Raw genomic sequence first — 18895 nt, forward strand, 5'->3', positions numbered from 1 at the left:
CCTAATCCCGCGGCGGCGAGCGGACGATGATCTTTGCCGAACCTTTGACGCCGCATTTTTTGCAGACAAGCTTGCCGGCTGCGGCAGAAATCAAGGCATCCTTTCCCAACGATTTCTCAAGTCGCTCTCGATCCAGCTCGTTTTTTCGTCCGCAGCTGCAATGCACGTAGAGCCTATGCCATCGGCTCAGATCGGAAAAGCGAAGTTCTCCACGCTTCTGCTCTCGGGGATCGATGTACCCCATGCGCTTCGCCCATTCGTCCGGCGAGAAATGAAAATGCATCTTGCATCGGTCATAGAAGGCATTCTCGGTACGCTTGCACCCCAGCGATTTCGCGACCAGCTCAGGAAGCGACGGCATCGTCTGATTGCCATATTCCTCCAAGAGAGCCGACGGCTTCAGCCGCTTCAGGATCTCGCAATCCTCGCAGATGAAATCGACCGTTTCCCCCTTATGATCTGCGAGCATGTTGGAAGAGGATTCTACAAGCCTAAGATCTGGCATCGGACCGCATATGCTCAATGACGCTTCGGGCATCTGTGATTTTTTGTAGGAACTTGTCCGACTTGGCGATGGCGCCGTCTCTTCGGCGCTGATCAAAAACGTCTTCGCCTAGAAATGCTATGAGATCTCGAATGATCTCCGCATCGCGGGGTGTGATCGTATAGCCGGTCGTTTGCATGGCGCACGTCTCCGTTCCGCCGATATGGCGGTTCCTTTCAGCAAATTTTGTGTAAACCGAGGCTCTCGGCCTCGTTTGTTCTCAAAATGTTCTCATTTTGGAGAAGAGTCAAGCACCCCTTAAAATGCTATGGGAAAGAGATGAGAATCGCCATCGCCGCCATATCCGCCCTGATGTTTGCGAGCCCAACCCACGCGGGCCAGTCTGTCGAGGCGAAGATCTCCGTCTGCTTCACGCCTGGCGAACAGTGTGAGGCCAAGATCATCGAAGCGATCGACCGGGCTCGGTCATTCATCCGCGTCCAGGCCTACGGCTTCACATCGCTTCCCATCATCCACGCGCTGCAACGAGCCGCGGGCAGGGGCGTCGAGGTATTAGCAATCCTCGATAAGACCAACGAGCGGAAATATTCGGGCGCGACACTGCTCGAAGCCGCCGGCGTTGCGGTGTGGATCGATTTCGAGCCTGCGATCGCGCACAACAAGATCATAGTGATCGACGGACACCTGACGATCGGCGGCTCTTACAATTATACGGCTGCGGCGCAGAAGCGGAATGCGGAGAACGTGACTTTTACCGAGAGCCGGGAGATCGCGCGTCAGTTCATGGCGAATTGGGATAGCCGCCTGAAGGTGTCGAGAGCTTTCGAAGGGGCGACGAACTAGCGCCGCTTGAAAAACCGAGCTAGGCTTTCGTCAAGAGCCATATCCTCGATCAGGGCAAGCATCTGGGCATCTACAAGCTCGACAAGGGCTGTGGCGACTTCCTCTTGATCCCATCCGGCCTTTACGGCTGCCTGAGCCACTTCCTGTAAAGCGACGTCCATGGCTTCCTGGCATTTCAGGTGCCGGTCAGGATCGCCACGGGGCAATGTAGGCGCTGGGATATAAGCCATAGGCGTAGGATGAACCTGATCGACGGAAAATCAAGAGTGGGAAATGCCGGTTTCCAATTCTTGTTATGTTCACGTGGTTTCTGGGGTGAAGCTATGCCGCCATTGGAAACCGATATCCTTCCAATGCAGTCTCTTCCGAAAAAATTTGATTACTCTTAATCAGCGGGTCGTAGGTTCGAGCCCTACATCACCCACCAAAAACTCCTTGAAATCGTTAGGCAATTTGTGACGCGTTAGGGTTTTCGGCTGTTGAGGCCGTCGGTCAATCGGAGAGCCTGCCCAGCAGAAGGCCGGTAAATAGACCGAGTAACGCTGTCACGATCAGGACCGAGCCCGTGGCTGTCGGATTTTCCCTTGCGGCCTGCACCACATTCCTGCCCTCGGAGCGGGCATGGTCCGAGATGCTTGCAACTTTTCCCCTTGTCGAAGAAAGAGCCTCGTCGGCGCGATCCGAGGCGCTGTCGATGCGCCTTGCCAATTCGGTGGAGAGCTTATCGATCTGGCTGCGGAGCTCGTTGATCTGAGCGTTGATATCCTTGTCCAGCGAGACGTCGGCCATGATGTTCTCCTTGATAGGGGGAAGTGCCTTTAGGAACGAACGGAGGCTTGCTTTGGTTCCCACCCATCGTGGATTGGTATCTGGATGCTGAAGTCTGTTAAACGGGAATGGAATTGATGATCCGCTGCCGGAAGAGAAGGCCCGGTTCAGCGCAGATGCAACAGAAATGCCGTTGGCGCGGCTAGCGACATCGTGAAGAGAAATAGGGACAGCCCGTATTTCAACCTTCTCATGCGGCGTGTCTTTACGCCCTCCCAGTCGTAACTCATAAGTATATCCTCTCTGCTTCATGTCTTATCGACGTCGAGAAATATCCCAGGAATTGTTTGCGCGAAGCTTGCGGAACATTTTTCTTAGATCGATGAATAGACGTGTCGGATTATACAATCCAGCGCTGCATATTTGCCTTGATTTTTGCAAGTATAATCATAAAGCCTCACCCTCAAAGCAAACGGACTTTGATCCGGTTCTTTTGGGATGTCTTGTTAGATCAATGCTCTTTGGTTTGACGATTACGAAGATGAAGAGCTTGAGTTGGGGTGCAAAAGCGGCTCGTCGATCGCTATATCCGGGTGATCGCGATCGGAGATTGCATGCGGACTGCAACATCGGAAATTCCGGCAGAAGCCCGAGCGGCTTTGGCAATTGCCAAGGGAGTTTTCGGCGATCACCTTCAAGCCGTCTATCTGCACGGATCGGCGGTCGCGGGAGGACTGCGTCCGCAAAGCGATGTGGATGTTTTGGCAATCATCGATCTCCCGATGACCGATTCCATGCGCAAACGCCTGCTTGCTCGTCTACTGGCGACTTCGGGTCGTCACCCAGTCCGGCCCGGTGCTTCACGCTGCATCGAGCTCATGGTGTTTCTGAAGGATCATCTTTCCGCACCATCTTTTCCGGCATGTAGTGAGTTTGTCTATGGTGAATGGTTGCGCGACGACTTCGAGGCCGGCGGAATCCCCGAGCCTCTTTGTGATCCGGACATCACGCTCGTCCTGGCTCAGGCGCGGCAGCAGGCCCTAACGCTATTTGGCCCGGCCCTTGATGATCTTCTTGTTGAAATTCCGCCCGGAGATATAGGGCGCGCTATACGGGAGGCGCTGCCGGCGTTGCTTGCCAATCTATATGGAGACGAGCGGAATGTTCTGCTGACACTGGCCCGTATGTGGAGAACGGCGGCGACTGGGGAATTCGTCAGCAAGGACATCGCCGCCGAATGGGTCATGCCGCGCTTGTCCGAACACGTAGCCCGAACGACCATGCAGCTCGCTCGCAATGCCTATTTGGGGGAAATACAGGATGATTGGAGGTTTCGACGGGGAGAGGCTCGCCACGCGGCGACCTGTCTGCATCGGCAGATACTGTCGCTGCTATAGGCGGCTGCCCATATAAGTCGACCACGTCGGATTGATGGCTTTGCCAGCTGGTTCAGCTGCGCGCTTCAAGCCACGTCAGACATGTCCGCCTGACGGCAACGGCCATCGCTTTCGACCGTATGCGGTCAGTGCTTCTTATGCACGCCTTCCATGACGCTGAACACAAAGATCGCAGCCAGAATCAGCATCAACGTATAGTCGAATGCGGTGAGCAGACGAAGTAGTTCCATGATGTTTCTCCTCCCACAGAGAACACGAACCAGAACAACCATTAGTATGTTCCTCGAACAGGTGTATGCCAAGTTTTTTACATCTTGCGATGCAAAAACAATGTTGTGCGCGGCACAAATAACCGTTTGTTTGTAAAGGCATATCAGCACTGTATTGACTGCCGTTGGTTGCAGAGAGGGCAGGCACGCGCTGCAATCGTATTGTCAACAAATTTTATAGAGTATATCACTGCCTCAACGATAATTGGGTTGCCGGCGGATGTAGAATTCGCGTGGCGATCGATCTGGAGGAAGTTGGCTATTGACCATCGGCTCGGACCACCAGGCGTCTGATCTGCCTGTTATTGTCATAGTTGGCGGCGGCGTTTCCGGGACGGCGGTTGCCTTCCATTTGCTACAGAATCAGTCTGGGCGGGGCTGTCAGCTCTTTATATTCGAGCCAAGAGAGCGTTTGGGGGCAGGGCTTGCCTACGACACGCAAGATCCTGCCCACCGCATCAATGTGCCGGCAGCGAAAATGAGCCTGTTGCCCGACGACATCGAGCATTTTCAGCGCTGGCTGCTGGAGAATGACGCGCTTGCCAATGATGATGCGGCGGTCGCCGTGAATGGCGGTTTTTTTCCGCGACGCTCCGTTTTTGGAAACTATATCAATAGCATGATCCGTCCTTTCGTCGAGAATGGGCGGCTCCTCCATGTCAGGCAAAGTGTCGAGCGTATTCAAAGGACGGGCAACCGCTGGACGGTCACCGGTACTGATGGACAGCGCGTGGATGCTAACATTCTCGTCATCGCCACCAGTCATCCGTCGCCCTTGCCGCCGCAAGTGCTGCAGGATGCGCTTGCCGATCACCCGCGCTTCATTCCCGATCCGACACGACCGGATGCGCTTGCGGCCATTCGCTCCGAGGATCGCGTTCTGATCGTCGGCAATGGTTTGACCTCGGCCGACGTCATTGCCTCGCTCGGGCTCAGAGGCCATAAGGGGCCGATTACTGCCATATCCCGACGCGGCCTGCGCTCGCGCGGCCATGCGGCAGTCAGGCAGGAGCCATTCGGCGATTTCGCCACTCAGCCGTCGAAGACGGCAGTCGAGCTGCTGCGCAACGTACGTACCGCCATCCGCAAGGCGCAGGACGAAGGCCGCAGCTGGCATGCTGTCATCGACCAGGTGAGGGCGCAAGGCCGGCATGTCTGGCACGCGCTGCCGATCGCGGAACGGCGACGTCTCGTCCGGCATTTGAGGCCATTCTGGGATGTGCATCGGTTTCGCGTTGCGCCGCAGGTGGAGGCTGTCAGCGAAGGGGCGCTTGCAAGCGGCCGGCTGGAAATACTGGCGGCTTCGGTCGCGGCGGTCGGCGTTGCAGATGACGTGGTCGACTGCACCCTACGCCTCAGCCGTTCGGAGCGATCCGTTGAAAGGCAATTCGATGCGGTCGTGGTCACCACCGGACCAGGGCACCGCGGGATCCTGCAATCGCAGGGCTGGATCGACGAGCTATCGAAGGCCGGATATCTCGCAATGGATCCCGCACGGCTGGGGTTTTCCTGCGATATGCGATCACGGGCGCTTGCCGGCGATGGAACGGTGGTTCCATCCTTGTTTATCTCCGGACCGCTTGCGCGCGGAACCTTCGGCGAATTGATGGGATTGCCCGAGGTGGTCGAGCATGCCGTTCTGGTGGCCGACCAGGTGGCGGGTGCGGTTGCCGACTTCAGGCGTGGGCAAAAGAAGGCATATTTGGACAGTAGCGCCGCCTAAATCCAAGAAAAGCCGCAAATTCGTTGCTTAGGCGATACAATTGCCTAAATTTACTCATATAAACTATACAATTTGTGAGTTACTGTCTTGTTCGTAAGGGGCTGCGGGGTTACTTCCGCAATCTGTGCTGACAGAACCGGCCCGTTGAGTCTCTTTTGAGCCACGCCGGGTTTTCAACAATCGACTTTGCAGTAAAGCGGACGGCGATGCTTACGAAAAAAGGAAAATACGGACTGAAGGCGCTGGTGGATCTCGCACGCCTTGGTCCGGGTGAAACCGCGTTCATCAACGATATCGCGTTACGCAACAATATTCCGAAGAAGTTTCTCGATACCATTCTCCTCGAATTGCGAAATGCCGGCGTATTGCGTTCGAAGAAAGGCCCAGGCGGCGGTTATTCGCTGTCGCGCCCCGCATCGGAAATCCGTATCGGCCATGTCATTCGTACCCTGGACGGCCCGTTGGCGCCTATCCGTTGCGCCAGCCGTACGGCTTACGAAGCCTGCGACGACTGTTCCGATCCGGAACGCTGTCAGGTCCGGCGCTCGATGACCGAGGTGCGTGACGCGATTGCCGAGATTCTCGACAACATGTCGCTGGAGGAATTCGTTGCCGGTGGCGCTGACGCCGATATCCCGGAACGGGAAAACCACCGGGCCTCACATATCGGCTGACCTTGTCGATTCTCCCGCGCCCATTAAGGCAATGAGGTCTTCGATGGCTTTACGCCGTTGAGATGGTAGTTGCCGACGATGTGGTATTTCCGGCGGGCCGGTTCATGCAGGGTGTGAATGCGGGCGTTGCGCCAGTGGCGGTCAAGGTTGAGTCCGATGCGCGCAGACTCCGTGCCCGCAAGCTCAAACAGCGCGTCGGCTGCTTCCATCGCGATATCGGCAGTAATCGTCTGGGCCGCCGCAACGGAGAGTGCGGCGTCGATAACATGATCTTCGGTGAGATTGATCTGTGCGGCATCGATCCTGCCGCCGGCGCGCTCCACCATCGCCGTCGCCGCCTCAATGCGGATGGCAATCTCGCCGATCCTTGTCACGATCAGCGGATCGTTGACGGCTCGCTCATCCCCGTTGCCTGAGTGAGAGCGGGTCCGCACGAATTCCATCGTCGCCGTCAGCGTGGAGCGGGCAATGCCGAGATTGATGCCGGCACCGGTGAGCTGGTTCACACTATCGATCACTGTAGGCTCAGCCAGCTTTTCTCGGTGCAGAAGAAGGGCGTCGGCATTGAGATAGACATTATGCAATATGATCGTGCCGTTTCCGGAGGTGCGCTGACCAAAGCCATCCCAGTCGTCGATGATCTGGATGCCCTCCATATCTCTGGACAGGACAGCGGCGATCAGCCCCTTGCGTTTGTCGGTCGTGAATAGCGCGATCCAGTCCGAAAACAGAATGCTGGCGGAAGGCTGGCTCCGTCCGCTGAGGCGGAAGCCGAGCCCGTCCGCTGTCAGATGCCAGGGATGCTGGTCGGTGCCGCTTGCACCGGATTGGGAAAAGATGCCGCCGAAACGATCGCCGATAATGGCGCGGTCGAAAAGGGATGCCCGTTGGTCCTCGCCGCCCCCAATTCTCACCGCTTCCAGCACATGAAAATGCGTTTGCAATATCTGTGCTATGGAAGGATCTGCCTCGGCGAGGATCGCAACGACCTCGGCGAGAACGCAGTTCGAAATGTCGATACCGCCATGTTCCGAAGGAACGGAAATCCCCAGCAGGCCTGACTGCGACAGGGCTTCGACCTCGTCATAGGGCAGGATGCGATTGATATCGCGATCGCTTGCATGCTGAGCGAAACCGGCGGCGAGCGAACGTGCGATGTCGAGCGCTTCCTCTTCGCTCTGGACGCGATGGGCGGGCGGCCTGACACGTTCGTGCAACTGCGAAACAGTCCCCATTCACCACTCCTCGGCCAGCGCCAAGTCGGTTTCTCAGGCGCAGCAAATCCCTGCGATCTTAATTTCGATAGATGGAGTGTACAACGGATTTTCCTGGCGCATTCATGTTGCGCCCTTGGGCACGATAGGCGCCGACCACGAAAATTGTAAGCGAGCGGCCCGATATAATGCGTTGAGGATGGCGGGTTGCGAACCCTCTTCTCTGGGGCCAACGAATAGCGAAAGCTGCTTCATAAGCTGATCCTAGGGCTTGGAATTGCTTTCCCTTTTTGCCGATCGACGCAGGTGCCGGATACGAAGGAGGTGTCCGGTCGCCCGCCGTTTTCTGTACCGCAGCTTCGTCGACCCTATTCCGCCCGGACAAGAAAGCACTTGCTAGCGGAGCGTTTTCGCGCTTTCATATACGACTAAATAAGTAGACAATGGCAATAATCCTGCTGCCTGATGGCTTTTGACGAAGTAATCATATGGCGGCTGATTGCAGGCATCTGGTGTTGGATCAGAGTTGGACCTGTCTGTCGCATCTTTCATTTTGGAAGGGTCCTGATTGAAGAAGCGCGACGCGTATTGAGAACGGAAGCGGCTTTCGTGCGTTCTGTCGGCCGCAGTCCCAAGGTTGCCGAGGCCCGGATATCGGCTCTGTGTTTCCGGACCTGTGAAGTCAGCAAGCCCAAGAAAGGCATGATCGACCACCTCTCGCCCCAGGAGTTGATATGACGGTTCAGGGATTCTTTTCCGCCAGGACGAACGCGACAGCGCGGCCTTATGCGATGCCTCGCATTGCCGTGATCGGGCGCGGTTTTTCCGGCATGATGATGGCGATCGCCCTGATGAAGACGGTTCGCTTTCCCTTCCATCTGCAGCTTTTCGATCCTAATTCCACCGTCAGCGGCGGACAGGCGCTCGCCTCCGGACATAGCAGTGAAATTCTCAACAGCCGTGTTCGCGATCTTTCCGTTTCCGCGGGAGATCCCGACGACTTCAATCAATGGCTTTGCGGTAATGCGCCTTTCCGCAGCGCCGTCCCCGCCGCCATACCCGGTTTTTTGCAGATCTTCGTACCGAAGAGCATTTTCAGCGACTACGTCTATCAGCGCTTTTCGGAAGCCTTCTCGTCACGGCGGGATGTGGCGGTGCAGGTCAGCAGCGAGACGGTCTTCGGCCTCCGGCGTGTTCGTGGCGGCCGTTTCGTAGTGGAAAGCGATGGCGCCGCCAATGCGCCTTTCGACATGGTGGTGCTGGCGACAGGCTATGGCATTAGCGATCACGAATTCCAGGCCAGCGATCTCGTGACTGTGCCGACGACGGTACGGGCGCGCCGTCTCGTGTCGCGACCGCATACGATCCTGCTCGGAAGCGGCCTGCGCGTCGTCGATCGGCTGCTGCAGATGCGTGAGAACGGCTATACGGGACAGATCACCATCGTTTCGCGGCGAGGCTTTCTGCCGCAGAGCCACACGCGCAACAATGCCGATCCGGTTTTCCCTGCCGACGAGATGCCCGGCAAACTCAGCGAGATCGTCCGCTTCGTCCGCAAGGCTTGCGTCGAGGCGGAGGCGAACGGCCAGAGCTGGCAATCCGTCATGAACGGCTTGCGCAAGCATGCGCGCTCGCTTTGGCGATCTCTGCCGGCGGGGCAGAAGCAGCAATTCAACCGCCATTTGCGGGCGCTTTATGACAGCCATCGCAATCGGCTTCCCGAGGCGCTGCATGTACGCCTCAATCAGGAGCTTGCCGAGGGCAATACGCTGCTGCGGCGCGGTCATTTTATCCGCCGCACGCCGACCGGGCTGGTTTTGAAGCCGGCTGGCCGGCAGGAGACCGACCAGCTCTATGCCGACGACGTAATCGATTGTCGGTGCCAGGCGCCGGATCTGAATGCACCCTTGCTGCGTAGCCTCATCGATGCCGGTCTCGCGGTGCCGGACGAGCTTGGCCTCGGTCTCGCCGTGGACGCGACAGGCTCGCTTGAGGTCAACGGGCGTACGACAGACGGGCTTTTTGCGATTGGTCCCCTGGGACTTGGAAGTCTCCCCGACATCGATCTGGTGCCTGAGATCGTGACGCAGGCCTATGCGGCGGCAGAGAGCGTCGCGGAGCGTTTTCATCCTCAGTGCAAGGCGGTCTGACAGCCCTGCGGTTTCTTTCATTCTGGATCGCGATTGAGTGCTTCCGCATATGCATATCGCAGTTGCGGCCTCGAGCGGAGATAATGGCTTGTCATTTGTTATGTAATAACGTAACGATTGCCTACCCAGGCCGAAGCTCCAGGACAGATGAAAGCGCATATGACATCCCCGTTGCCCGCATCCGCTTTCTATGACATGAATACCGCCGATGGTGCTGCTTTCGGATCGATCCGGATGGCGGCTGAAAAGGGAACACGGTGCGGATTACCCATCAGGGGCCAAGACCGTGGCTGCCCCCGCAACTGTAAGCGGAGAGCGCGTTCGCAACATGCCACTGGCTTCAAGCCGGGAAGGCGCGAACGAGTTGTGACCCGCGAGCCAGGAGACCTGCCATCGACGATATCAACCGCAACGGACGGGGTGTTCCGATGGAAAATCAGTGGTTGGGCGAGGGCGCCGCTGCGCCCGCTGGCCCTATCTTGACTGTGCCTCCGGCGAAATCTCCGGGAGGCATCTCATGGATAATACAAAAGAGGCGACGCACCGGATCACCGTGTGCACCAGTTGCCGTCATGTCGGCAAACCGTGCCGGCCGGGCCTCGAACTCCTGAAACATCTGCAGATGGCGATCTCCCAGGCTGACGCCGCACTCGCAGATGATTTCAGCCTGGAGGGCAGCGTCTGCATGGCGGGCTGCGAACGGCCGTGCACGGTCGCTTTCCAGGCCACGGCAAAGTCGACGTACCTCTTCGGTGACATCGAGGATGCGAGCGATATCGGTGCGCTCATCTCCTTCGCGAAGCTTTATCGGGATCGCCCCGATGGGCTGACCCGCGAAAGCGAACGCCCGAGAGCGCTGGCAGGCAAGACCCTCGCGCGCATTCCCGCCGCCATCGTATCAGCCGAACGCCAGCTGGTCGTGTTGCAATAGGAGCCGGTCATGTCCGAACGAAGCGCACGACTGGAAGCCGACGGCATCAGCTGGGGTCCCCAGAAGGGAATGCCGATCATCAGTAGCATCACGCTATCAGTCGAGGCCGGCGCCCGGCTTGCGATCATCGGTCCGAATGGAGCCGGCAAGTCGACCTTGCTGCGCTGCCTCTATCGCGGCCTCAAGCCGCAGCGAGGTTCGGTGCGTCTCGACGGCATCGATCTTTGGTCCATAGGTCCGCGGGAGGCGGCGCAGCGCATCGCCGTCGTGCCGCAGGAGACGCCAGGTGATTTTCCCTTCAGCGTGCGGGACGTGGTGTTGATGGGCCGCATCCCGCACCGCAAGGGCATGGCACGCTGGAGCGATCGCGACCATGAGGTCACGACCAAGGCGCTCGCCCGTCTGGAACTGGAGTCTTTGGCACAGCGGCAATTCGCGTCGCTGTCGGGTGGTGAGAAGCAACGGACGCTGATCGCCCGCGCCTTGGCACAGGAGCCGGAACTCATCATCCTCGACGAGCCGACCAATCACCTCGACATCCGCCATCAGCTCGAGATTCTTGAGCTACTCAAGAGACTCGGCCCGACGATCATCACGACGCTGCACGATATCAATCTCGCTGCTGACTTTGCGACGCAGATCGCCGTCATGGATTGCGGGCGGCTTATGGGCCACGGCGAACCTGCCGAAGTCCTGACTGTGGAGCATGTCTCGAACGCTTTCAGGGTTGGTACGCGGCTGCATCGCACCGACGGCGGCCCGCAGCGCTTTTCCTTTTCCCTTCGATAATACGATCATTGGAGTTATTCATGTTTTCTCGCATATCCCTGTCTGCCGCGGCCTTGCTTATCGGAAGCCTGTTTGCGGGCACGACGCTCGCCGAGCCTGTCACCGTGCGCAGCTGCAATCGCGATGTGACCTTCGACAAAGCGCCGGAGCGGGCCGTTTCCAACGACGTCAACCTGACCGAGATGATGTTGGCGCTGAAGCTCCAGGACCGCATGGTCGGCTATACCGGCATTTCCGGCTGGAAGACGCTGGATGAGAAGCTGCGTGACGGCGTGAAGGAACTGCCGGAGCTGTCGCCGAAATATCCGAGCAAAGAGGTGCTGCTCGGCGCCAATGCGGATTTCTTCTTTGCCGGCTGGAATTATGGCATGAAGGTCGGCGGCGAGGTAACTCCGGAAACGCTCGCCCCCTTCGGCATCAAGGTCTATGAGCTGACCGAATCCTGCATCTTCGTCATGCAGAAGAACAAGCCGACCATGGACGACATGTTCGTGGATCTCCTTAATCTCGGCAGGATCTTCCGCGTCGAGGACAGGGCGGAAGCGCTCGTCGCCAGCTATCGCAAGCAGCTTGGCGAGGTCCAGGCGAGGATCGGTCATGTCGCCAAGCCGACCAGCGTTTTCGTCTATGACTCCGGTGAGGAAAAGCCGTTCACATCGGGGCGCTACGGCATTCCGACTGCCTTGATCGAGGCTGCCGGCGGCGTCAATGTGATGGACGACGTCGAGAAGAGCTGGACTGAAGTGTCCTGGGAGCCGGTCATCGAGAAGAACCCTGACGTGATCGTCATCGTCGATTACGGCCAGGTCACCGCCGCCCAGAAGATCGCCTTTCTCAAGGGCAATCCGGCCTTCAGGAATATCGATGCCGTGAAGAATGACCGCTTCGTCGTGCTGCCCTATGTGGAGGCGACGCCGGGGCCGCGCAACATCGAGGCCATCGCCACGCTGGCCAAGGCCTTTCACCCGAGCGCCATGTAATCGTCTGCAATGCCGATCCGCACCAGTCGATCATGGGGCGGATCCTTTCCTCAAGATTCAAGCATGCGCCTCAATCTCTCCATCCTCATCCCCTTGCTCGCCGTAGGCTTCATTCTGTCGATCACCGCCGGTGTGTCGCTCGGTTCGGCATCCATTCCGTTCTCCACCGTCTGGTCGATTGTCGGCAACAGACTGCATGTTGGTGCCTTTCCGGTCACCTGGTCCAGCGGGCAGGAAAGCATCGTCTGGGACGTCCGTTTCCCGCGCGTCGTTCTGGCGGCGCTCGTCGGGGCGGGGCTTGCCATCACCGGCGCCGTCCTGCAGGCGCTGACGCGAAATCCATTGGCGGACCCGCATCTCCTCGGCGTCTCCTCCGGGGCGGCATTCGGCGCCATTCTGGCGCTATTGCATACCGGGCTGATCCTCGGCCTGTTGACGGTGCCGTTGTTCGCTTTTGCCGGCGCCTTGCTCGCAACCGCGGCCGTCGGGCTGACGGCGCGGCTGACGCGCTCGCATTCGGCCGATCGGCTCGTCCTGTCGGGCGTGGCGGTAGCCTTCGTGTTCACGGCGCTTGGCAACCTCCTGATCTTTCTGGGCGATCCGAGAGCCGCCAACACCGTTGTCTTCTGGATGCTGGGCGGGTTAGGACTGGCGCAATGGCAACATCTTATCTATCCCGCCGGCATCCTGCTGTTCTGCCTCGTTTCACTTCTTCCGAAGACGAGGGAGCTCAATGCACTTGCGATGGGCGATGAAACGGCCGTCACGCTTGGCATTGCCGTTGCACGATTTCGCTTGCTACTCTTCGTCATCACGGCGCTGCTGACCGGCGTGATGGTCGCCTTTTCAGGCGCAATCGGTTTCGTCGGGTTGATGGTGCCGCATTTCGTGCGGCTGATCGTGGGCGGCGACAATGTGCGCGTGGTGCCGCTGAGCGCCGCTTTCGGCGCACTGACGTTGATCTGGGCTGATGTCATCGCGCGCCTGGTGATGGCTCCGGAGGACATGCCGATCGGCGTGGTCACCGGGCTTGCTGGAGGCGTCGCCTTCATCTTGATATTGCGGAGCGGGCGCGCATAGATCGACCCATTGCCAAGGTGTTTTCCTGGCCTATTTCCGGGCGGGCGATGATCGGCGCGGCAGGTCGTCGTCAAGATGAGAGCGGCCGATATCCGATTTTGAAGGAGAGTCCGGACGGGATAACGGCATGGAATGCCTTCGTGTCGCCTTTCTTTGTCTTACAAGGCGTACGCGTAAAGACTATGGAATTCGCAATCCTACTATAGGACGACTCAGGTCTCCATTTTTGCGGCGATTTCGGTCATCCACTGCCTGCGACTTCATGTGCAACGAGGAGCTCTGCTTGCGCCCGCTGAAATCTCGTCTTTTTCTATTGTCCCTTTTGTTGCTGGGATTGGGTGTGTTTACCGCCATCATCCCGCTGGCGGGGGCTGCCCTTGCGCAGGATCAGCAGCCGGCCCAAGCGTCGCAGCAAACGGACCAACAGCCCGGGCAGCTTGCCAATGGGCTGCTCGACGCAGCTGTCACCGATCTTGGCAAAGCGAAGAAGACTTATGCGTCGCTTCAGGACGCGGCGAAACAGGCAACATCGGATGACGAGACGCTCGTGGCGCTATCCGGCCAGGTCGACGAGCTCAACCGCACCACAGCTGCTATTTCCGCACGCCTGAAACCCCGTACCGCCGAAATCGATGCACGCCTGACCCAACTCGGTGCTGCGCCCAAGGAAGGGCAGCCGCCTGAAGCTCCAATCGTCACGCAGGAGCGCGACCGGCTCAACGCCGAACGCTCCCAGATCAGCGCCGCGATTCTCGATGCCGACAATCTGACCGCAGAGACCAATCGGCTTGCGATGCAGTTCATGGAGATGCGCCGAAGGCTGTTTGCCGAGACGCTATTCAAGCGGACGGAGATTTCCACGGCGACATTCGACGATGCGGGGGCGGCTCTGGTCGACGAGGGCGTCAAGTTCAGTACCGCCGTGACGAGCTGGATCGGCTTCGTGCTTAAGGCAAAGCTTGCTTCATTCCTGGCCGCTGTCTGCCTGTCGATTGGCGCAGCTCTGATCTTTCTTTTCGGTGGTTATCGGCTATTCCGCCGCTATTACGTGCAGGACGAGGCCGTCGAGAATCCGCCCTATATCAGCCGGCTCTCCGTCGCATTCTGGTCGACCTTGATCCGCACGCTGTCGCTGGCTGCCTTTCTCGTTACGTCTTTCTTCTTCCTCTCGAATTTCAATGTGCTGCGGCCTGACATCGCACCGATACTGGCTGCGGTTTTCGCTTTTATTGGACTCGTCTATTTTGTCGGTCGCCTGAGCAATGCTGTCTTCGCGCCCTTCCGGCCCCATTGGCGGCTGGTCAAGCTGTCGAACAAGGGGGCACATTCGCTGACCTGGTGCCTGCAGGCCATGGCTGTGGTCAACGGGCTGGATTACGTCTTCGACCGCATCAGCGAGTCCATGGGATCGCCGGTCGTCGTTACCGTGGCCAAGAGCTTTCTGGCGGCACTGCTGATCGGCCTCATTCTGATTGCAGCCTCCTTCGGCTCGCCGATGCTTGCCAAAAACGGCAATCCGGATGCGCCAGGCCGCCATTGGCCGCATGGCATGGCCATCATTCTTCGCGTTCTCGGTATATTGGTGATCTTCACCTCGTTCATCGGCTATGTCGGGTTGGCCCGCTTCATGGCAACGCAGATGATCGTGACGAGCGCCGTCATCGCGACCATGTATCTCGGTTTTCAGCTCGGCAAAGCGGTATCCAAGCAGGGTGTCTTTGCCGAAACGATCATCGGACGCTTTCTGGAAAATCGCCTGAAGCTGCGTGAAGTGGCGCTCGATCAGGCCGGTCTTGCAGCTGGGCTTGCGACCTACGCCGTCGCGCTGCTGACCGGCATTCCGCTGATCCTGCTCTCCTGGGGCTTTCACATTCAGGATCTGGAAACCTTTGCCTATAGGCTCTTTACCGAGATCAAGATCGGCAACATGTCCATCTCGCTGCTCGGCATTTTCGTCGGCATCCTGCTGTTTGCGGGCGGCTATCTGGTCACGCGCTGGTTCCAGCGCTGGCTTGACAGCAATGTCATGGCGCGCGGGCAGGTGGATCTGGGTGTCCGCAACTCGGTGAGAACCGGCATCGGCTATCTGGGCATAGCGTTGGCGGCGATCTTTGCCATTTCCGCTGCCGGCATCGATTTATCCAGCCTGGCCCTCGTCGCCAGTGCCCTCTCGGTCGGTATCGGTTTCGGCCTGCAGAATATCGTGTCGAACTTCGTGTCCGGCCTGATCCTGCTGGTCGAGCGGCCGTTCAAGGTCGGCGATTGGATCGTCTCGGGCACATCGGAAGGCATCGTCAAGCGCATCTCGGTGCGTGCGACCGAGATCGAGACCTTCCGCAAGCAATCGATCATCGTGCCGAATTCCGAGCTTATCAATGCGTCCGTCGGCAACTGGACGCACCGCAACAGGCTCGCCCGCTCCGAAATCCCGGTATCCGTCAGCTATGATGCCGATCCGCGCAAGGTGATGGATATCCTGCTGGAGCTGGTACGCTCGATTCCGAAGGTGCTCAGGAATCCGGAGCCGCATGTAGAGTTCCTGCGTTTTGGTCCGTCATCGCTCGATTTCGAGATGCGTTTCTATCTTTCCGATCTCTCCGACGGCATGGAGATCCGCAACAATCTGCGCATCGAAATCCTGAAGCGCTTCAAGGAGGAGGGGATTTCCATTCCCTATCCGCATCAAGAGTTGCATATCGTTCGCGAGGGCAGACGAGGCAGGCAGTCGGATATCGCAGCCGATGCCTTGACGGATTTTGCAGACGGGCCTGAAGCTGAGGATGACGTAAAAGAAGATTCCGCTTTGTCGGCCGAAGGCAAGGTATCGGAAGCGAAGAGCACAGGCCGGCGCCGTGGCAGGACCGCGGCGGAGTGATCCCATTACCGGCAGAGCCCGGTGAAACAGAGCCATGTTGTTGCGGCTGGGAATGATGTCAGTCATCGTTCCCGCTGGTTCCGCTCGGAGGTTGCTAGTTTGCGCTCCTCGACGGGAGCGCGTGTCGCACTCTTTCGGATTGTTTCTTTCGGTCTGGTTTGGGATCTCGCGCATGTCGTTGCCGCGAGAATTCTGGCGATAGCACGCCTGGAAAGCCGCGAATGGGGCAATTTTCTTCACCTCCGGGAAACCAGTCGGCTTAACAAATCCGCAAAGGCTTTGTTCTAAAAAAATACAGAGGGGATCATTTTCAAAAACAGGTTTTCATTATGCCATTTCTGGGTGTTTCGGGGATGCAATATTCCGGTGCGTCTCTTGCCGGCTCGCGCATTCTTCTCGTCGAGGATTCCAATCTCTTTACATCGATGGTCCGGGCTAAGCTGAAGGAGCTTCTGGACATCGACGTCGAGATTTGCCGCAATTTCGAAGAGCTTCAGCTTGCCTACGACAAGTCGTCGGAGCCGATCAAACTGGCAATCTCCAATATGAATCTCCCAGGGGCCGAGAAGGGCGAAGCCCTGGCCTACCTGCTTGATCTCAGCATTCCGACGATCGCCTTCACGGGTACTTTTCTCGAAGGCACGCGCGACGAGCTGATCGCCAAGGATGTGGTGGATTACATTCTTAAGGACAATGTCTTTGCAGTGGATATGCTGGCGGAATCGATCTGCCGTTTTCTGACAAACCACCGTCACCATGTTCTCATCGTCGATGACAGCGCGACGGCGCGCGCTTTGCTCTCCAGCCGGCTGAAGCGCTATAATTTCCGCGTCAGCGTTGCTGAGAATGGTGCCAAGGCGCTCCAAATCCTCAAGGCCAGCCCGGATATCGGCCTTATGGTCACGGACTATAATATGCCTGACATGGACGGCTTCGAGCTGACGCGCCGTATTCGCGCGACCACCGGCTCCCATGAGCTGCGCATTATCGGCGTCTCCTCATCTAACAACCGGCTGCTTTCCGCTCGTTTCCTCAAAGCGGGCGGCAATGATTTCATCTTGCGGCCATTCATCGATGAGGAGTTCTACTGCCGCGTGAATCAGAATCTCGACACGCTGTTGCAGATTCAGTCGGCTCAGCCGCCCGCCAGGGAGATACGGGCTGGATAAATCGGCTGAAATAATCCCAAGAAAAGTGAGGAAAAATCACTTTTATGTAAATCTCCGCAATCAGCAGTTCCAAATTTTTCACGAATCCTGTTCAGGATACGTGCAACACGGTTTGGCAGACCTGCAATTGACTGACTATTCATACACCTGGCGGTGTGGGAGGAATTGACGGGAAATGGTACTGCATGCGGGAAACATTGGCGGCGGCATCGGTCACCGCGATGGCAGCCAGAAAATACTTCTGGTTGAGGATTCGCGCATGTTTTCCGCAGTGCTGTCGCATCGGTTCGAAACCGAACTCGGTCTTGCTGTCATCCATTGCTCTTCATTGAAAGTGCTGAACGAGGTGCTGGCAGAGGCGGATCGCAGCTTCACAATGGCGGTGATCGACCTGAACCTTCCGGATGCTGCCCATGGAGAAGCCCTGGACGTTGCCGTTGCCCATGACATTCCCACCATCGTCTTCACGGCGTCTTTTGACATGGCGACGCGCAATCGCATCATGGAGCGCAATGTCGTCGACTATGTGCTCAAGGATGGCGAGTTCGCCCTCGACAATCTCGTCTCCTCCGTCCGGCGCGCCATCGCCAATCGGTCTGTCCGCGTTATGGTTGTCGACGATGTGCCTTCGGCACGGAAGATGCTGACGGATTTGCTGCACGCTCAGCAATTCAAGGTCGCCGAAGCCGGCACGGGTGTCGAAGCCCTGGCAATGCTTGAGACATTCGACGACATCGAAATCGTCGTCACCGACTACAATATGCCCGACATGAACGGTCATGAACTGACCCGCCGCATCCGCCACCGCTATGGCTCAGATCGGATGCGGATCATCGGCATTTCGTCTTCGAACGATCGTTTGCTGTCTGCGACATTCCTGAAGGCGGGCGCCAGCGATTTCATCTACCGCCCCTTCGTTCAGGAGGAGCTGCAATGCCGTATCGCGTTGAATGTCGAGACACTGTCGCAGCTGAAGCAATTGCGAGCGGCAGCGGCGAGCGATTATCTGACCGGGCTCTATAACAGGCGCTATTTCTATGATCATGGTCCGCGTCTGGTCAATGAATGCCTGCGGCGCCAACGTCCAAGCTCCGTCGCCATTCTCGACATTGATCACTTCAAGAATCTGAACGACACCTATGGTCACGAGATCGGCGATCAGGTGCTGAAGGCCGTTGCCGGGAGGCTTCACGGGTTACTGGAAGGCACCGACAATCTGCTCTCCCGCCTTGGGGGCGAAGAGTTTGCCATTCTGTTTGCGGAAATGAACTCGCGCGCGGCGACCGCGCTATGCGACGAGGTCCGCCTCAGCCTTGCCAGCCTGAAGGTTCATGCCGACGACGAAGAGCTTTCGGTGACTGTTTCCATCGGCGTAGCGGAGATTGCCGGCTATGAGTCTTTCGACAACTATCTCAACGCCGCGGACCAGTTTCTCTATATGGCGAAGCACAATGGCCGAAACCAGGTCTATTCCGATTTCAAGATGGCCCAAGAGGCGGCCCAGTAGGCCGCCTGCCTGATCGCTTGC

General features: G+C 57.9%; 17 protein-coding genes and 1 riboswitch. Of the genes, 12 read left to right on the forward strand and 5 right to left on the reverse strand.

Annotation, left to right across the window (positions count from 1 at the left end):
- Window position 1: 1 nt before the first annotated feature.
- The gene (locus tag FBZ97_RS05240) at window positions 2–469 is read right to left on the reverse strand and encodes a hypothetical protein (protein ID WP_145317001.1); all 468 of its coding nucleotides are present in this window, start codon (window positions 467–469) and stop codon (window positions 2–4) included.
- Window positions 470–823: 354 nt separating this feature from the next.
- Here FBZ97_RS05240 and FBZ97_RS05245 point away from each other — a divergent pair, with 354 nt between their 5' ends.
- Entirely contained in the window at window positions 824–1348 is a 525-nt protein-coding gene (locus tag FBZ97_RS05245; protein ID WP_197044199.1) for a phospholipase D family protein, read from the forward strand.
- Here the strand turns inward: FBZ97_RS05245 and FBZ97_RS34300 are convergent.
- Complete coding sequence (locus tag FBZ97_RS34300) at window positions 1345–1509, reverse strand: hypothetical protein (protein WP_156090743.1); 165 nt, start codon at window positions 1507–1509, stop codon at window positions 1345–1347. The genes FBZ97_RS05245 and FBZ97_RS34300 overlap by 4 nt on opposite strands.
- A gap of 331 nt (window positions 1510–1840) precedes the next feature.
- The gene (locus FBZ97_RS34305; RefSeq protein WP_156090744.1) at window positions 1841–2428 is read right to left on the reverse strand and encodes a hypothetical protein; all 588 of its coding nucleotides are present in this window, start codon (window positions 2426–2428) and stop codon (window positions 1841–1843) included.
- Window positions 2429–2730: 302 nt separating this feature from the next.
- Between FBZ97_RS34305 and FBZ97_RS05255 the strand changes: the two genes are divergently transcribed.
- The 3 genes from FBZ97_RS05255 to FBZ97_RS05265 all read left to right on the forward strand — a co-directional run bounded on the left by FBZ97_RS05255 (window position 2731) and on the right by FBZ97_RS05265 (window position 6179).
- Window positions 2731–3513 (forward strand): aminoglycoside adenylyltransferase family protein, encoded by a 783-nt coding sequence (locus FBZ97_RS05255; RefSeq protein WP_145317006.1) that lies wholly within the window; start codon window positions 2731–2733, stop codon window positions 3511–3513.
- Window positions 3514–4044: 531 nt separating this feature from the next.
- Complete coding sequence (locus FBZ97_RS05260) at window positions 4045–5505, forward strand: FAD/NAD(P)-binding protein (protein WP_145317008.1); 1461 nt, start codon at window positions 4045–4047, stop codon at window positions 5503–5505.
- A gap of 206 nt (window positions 5506–5711) precedes the next feature.
- The gene (locus FBZ97_RS05265; RefSeq protein WP_069613185.1) at window positions 5712–6179 is read left to right on the forward strand and encodes an Rrf2 family transcriptional regulator; all 468 of its coding nucleotides are present in this window, start codon (window positions 5712–5714) and stop codon (window positions 6177–6179) included.
- Between the two features lie 23 nt (window positions 6180–6202).
- On the opposite strand, the gene FBZ97_RS05270 is transcribed toward FBZ97_RS05265, so the two are convergent.
- Together FBZ97_RS05270 and FBZ97_RS05275 are read right to left on the reverse strand one after the other, a co-directional pair.
- Window positions 6203–7414 (reverse strand): SfnB family sulfur acquisition oxidoreductase, encoded by a 1212-nt coding sequence (locus FBZ97_RS05270; RefSeq protein ID WP_145317010.1) that lies wholly within the window; start codon window positions 7412–7414, stop codon window positions 6203–6205.
- 375 nt (window positions 7415–7789) lie between these two features.
- Complete coding sequence (locus tag FBZ97_RS05275) at window positions 7790–8107, reverse strand: hypothetical protein (RefSeq protein ID WP_145317012.1); 318 nt, start codon at window positions 8105–8107, stop codon at window positions 7790–7792.
- Window positions 8108–8127: 20 nt separating this feature from the next.
- On the opposite strand from FBZ97_RS05275, the gene FBZ97_RS05280 reads away from it, so the two are divergent.
- The 8 genes from FBZ97_RS05280 to FBZ97_RS05315 all read left to right on the forward strand — a co-directional run bounded on the left by FBZ97_RS05280 (window position 8128) and on the right by FBZ97_RS05315 (window position 18874).
- Window positions 8128–9543, forward strand: coding sequence for an FAD/NAD(P)-binding protein (locus tag FBZ97_RS05280; protein ID WP_145317014.1), 1416 nt, complete (start codon window positions 8128–8130; stop codon window positions 9541–9543).
- 192 nt (window positions 9544–9735) lie between these two features.
- A riboswitch (cobalamin riboswitch) is annotated at window positions 9736–9953 on the forward strand.
- A gap of 107 nt (window positions 9954–10060) precedes the next feature.
- A complete protein-coding gene (locus FBZ97_RS05285) occupies window positions 10061–10474 on the forward strand; it encodes a DUF1636 domain-containing protein (RefSeq protein ID WP_145317016.1) in 414 nt (137 codons plus the stop codon).
- A 9-nt stretch (window positions 10475–10483) separates the two neighbouring features.
- On the forward strand, window positions 10484–11263 hold the full coding sequence (locus tag FBZ97_RS05290; protein ID WP_145317017.1) for an ABC transporter ATP-binding protein: 780 nt from the start codon (window positions 10484–10486) through the stop codon (window positions 11261–11263).
- A 20-nt stretch (window positions 11264–11283) separates the two neighbouring features.
- Complete coding sequence (locus tag FBZ97_RS05295; protein ID WP_145317019.1) at window positions 11284–12243, forward strand: ABC transporter substrate-binding protein; 960 nt, start codon at window positions 11284–11286, stop codon at window positions 12241–12243.
- A 63-nt stretch (window positions 12244–12306) separates the two neighbouring features.
- Window positions 12307–13323 carry an iron ABC transporter permease gene (locus tag FBZ97_RS05300; protein WP_145317021.1) on the forward strand — a complete coding sequence of 339 codons (1017 nt, stop codon included), beginning with the start codon at window positions 12307–12309 and terminating at the stop codon, window positions 13321–13323.
- A 283-nt stretch (window positions 13324–13606) separates the two neighbouring features.
- Window positions 13607–16198 carry a mechanosensitive ion channel family protein gene (locus FBZ97_RS05305; protein ID WP_145317023.1) on the forward strand — a complete coding sequence of 864 codons (2592 nt, stop codon included), beginning with the start codon at window positions 13607–13609 and terminating at the stop codon, window positions 16196–16198.
- Window positions 16199–16527: 329 nt separating this feature from the next.
- A complete protein-coding gene (locus FBZ97_RS05310) occupies window positions 16528–17367 on the forward strand; it encodes a response regulator (RefSeq protein ID WP_113354536.1) in 840 nt (279 codons plus the stop codon).
- Between the two features lie 175 nt (window positions 17368–17542).
- Window positions 17543–18874 carry a diguanylate cyclase gene (locus FBZ97_RS05315; RefSeq protein WP_145317025.1) on the forward strand — a complete coding sequence of 444 codons (1332 nt, stop codon included), beginning with the start codon at window positions 17543–17545 and terminating at the stop codon, window positions 18872–18874.
- Window positions 18875–18895 lie beyond the last annotated feature (21 nt).

The organism is Rhizobium sp. ERR 942, assembly GCF_007828395.1.
GTDB lineage: Bacteria > Pseudomonadota > Alphaproteobacteria > Rhizobiales > Rhizobiaceae > Rhizobium > Rhizobium dioscoreae.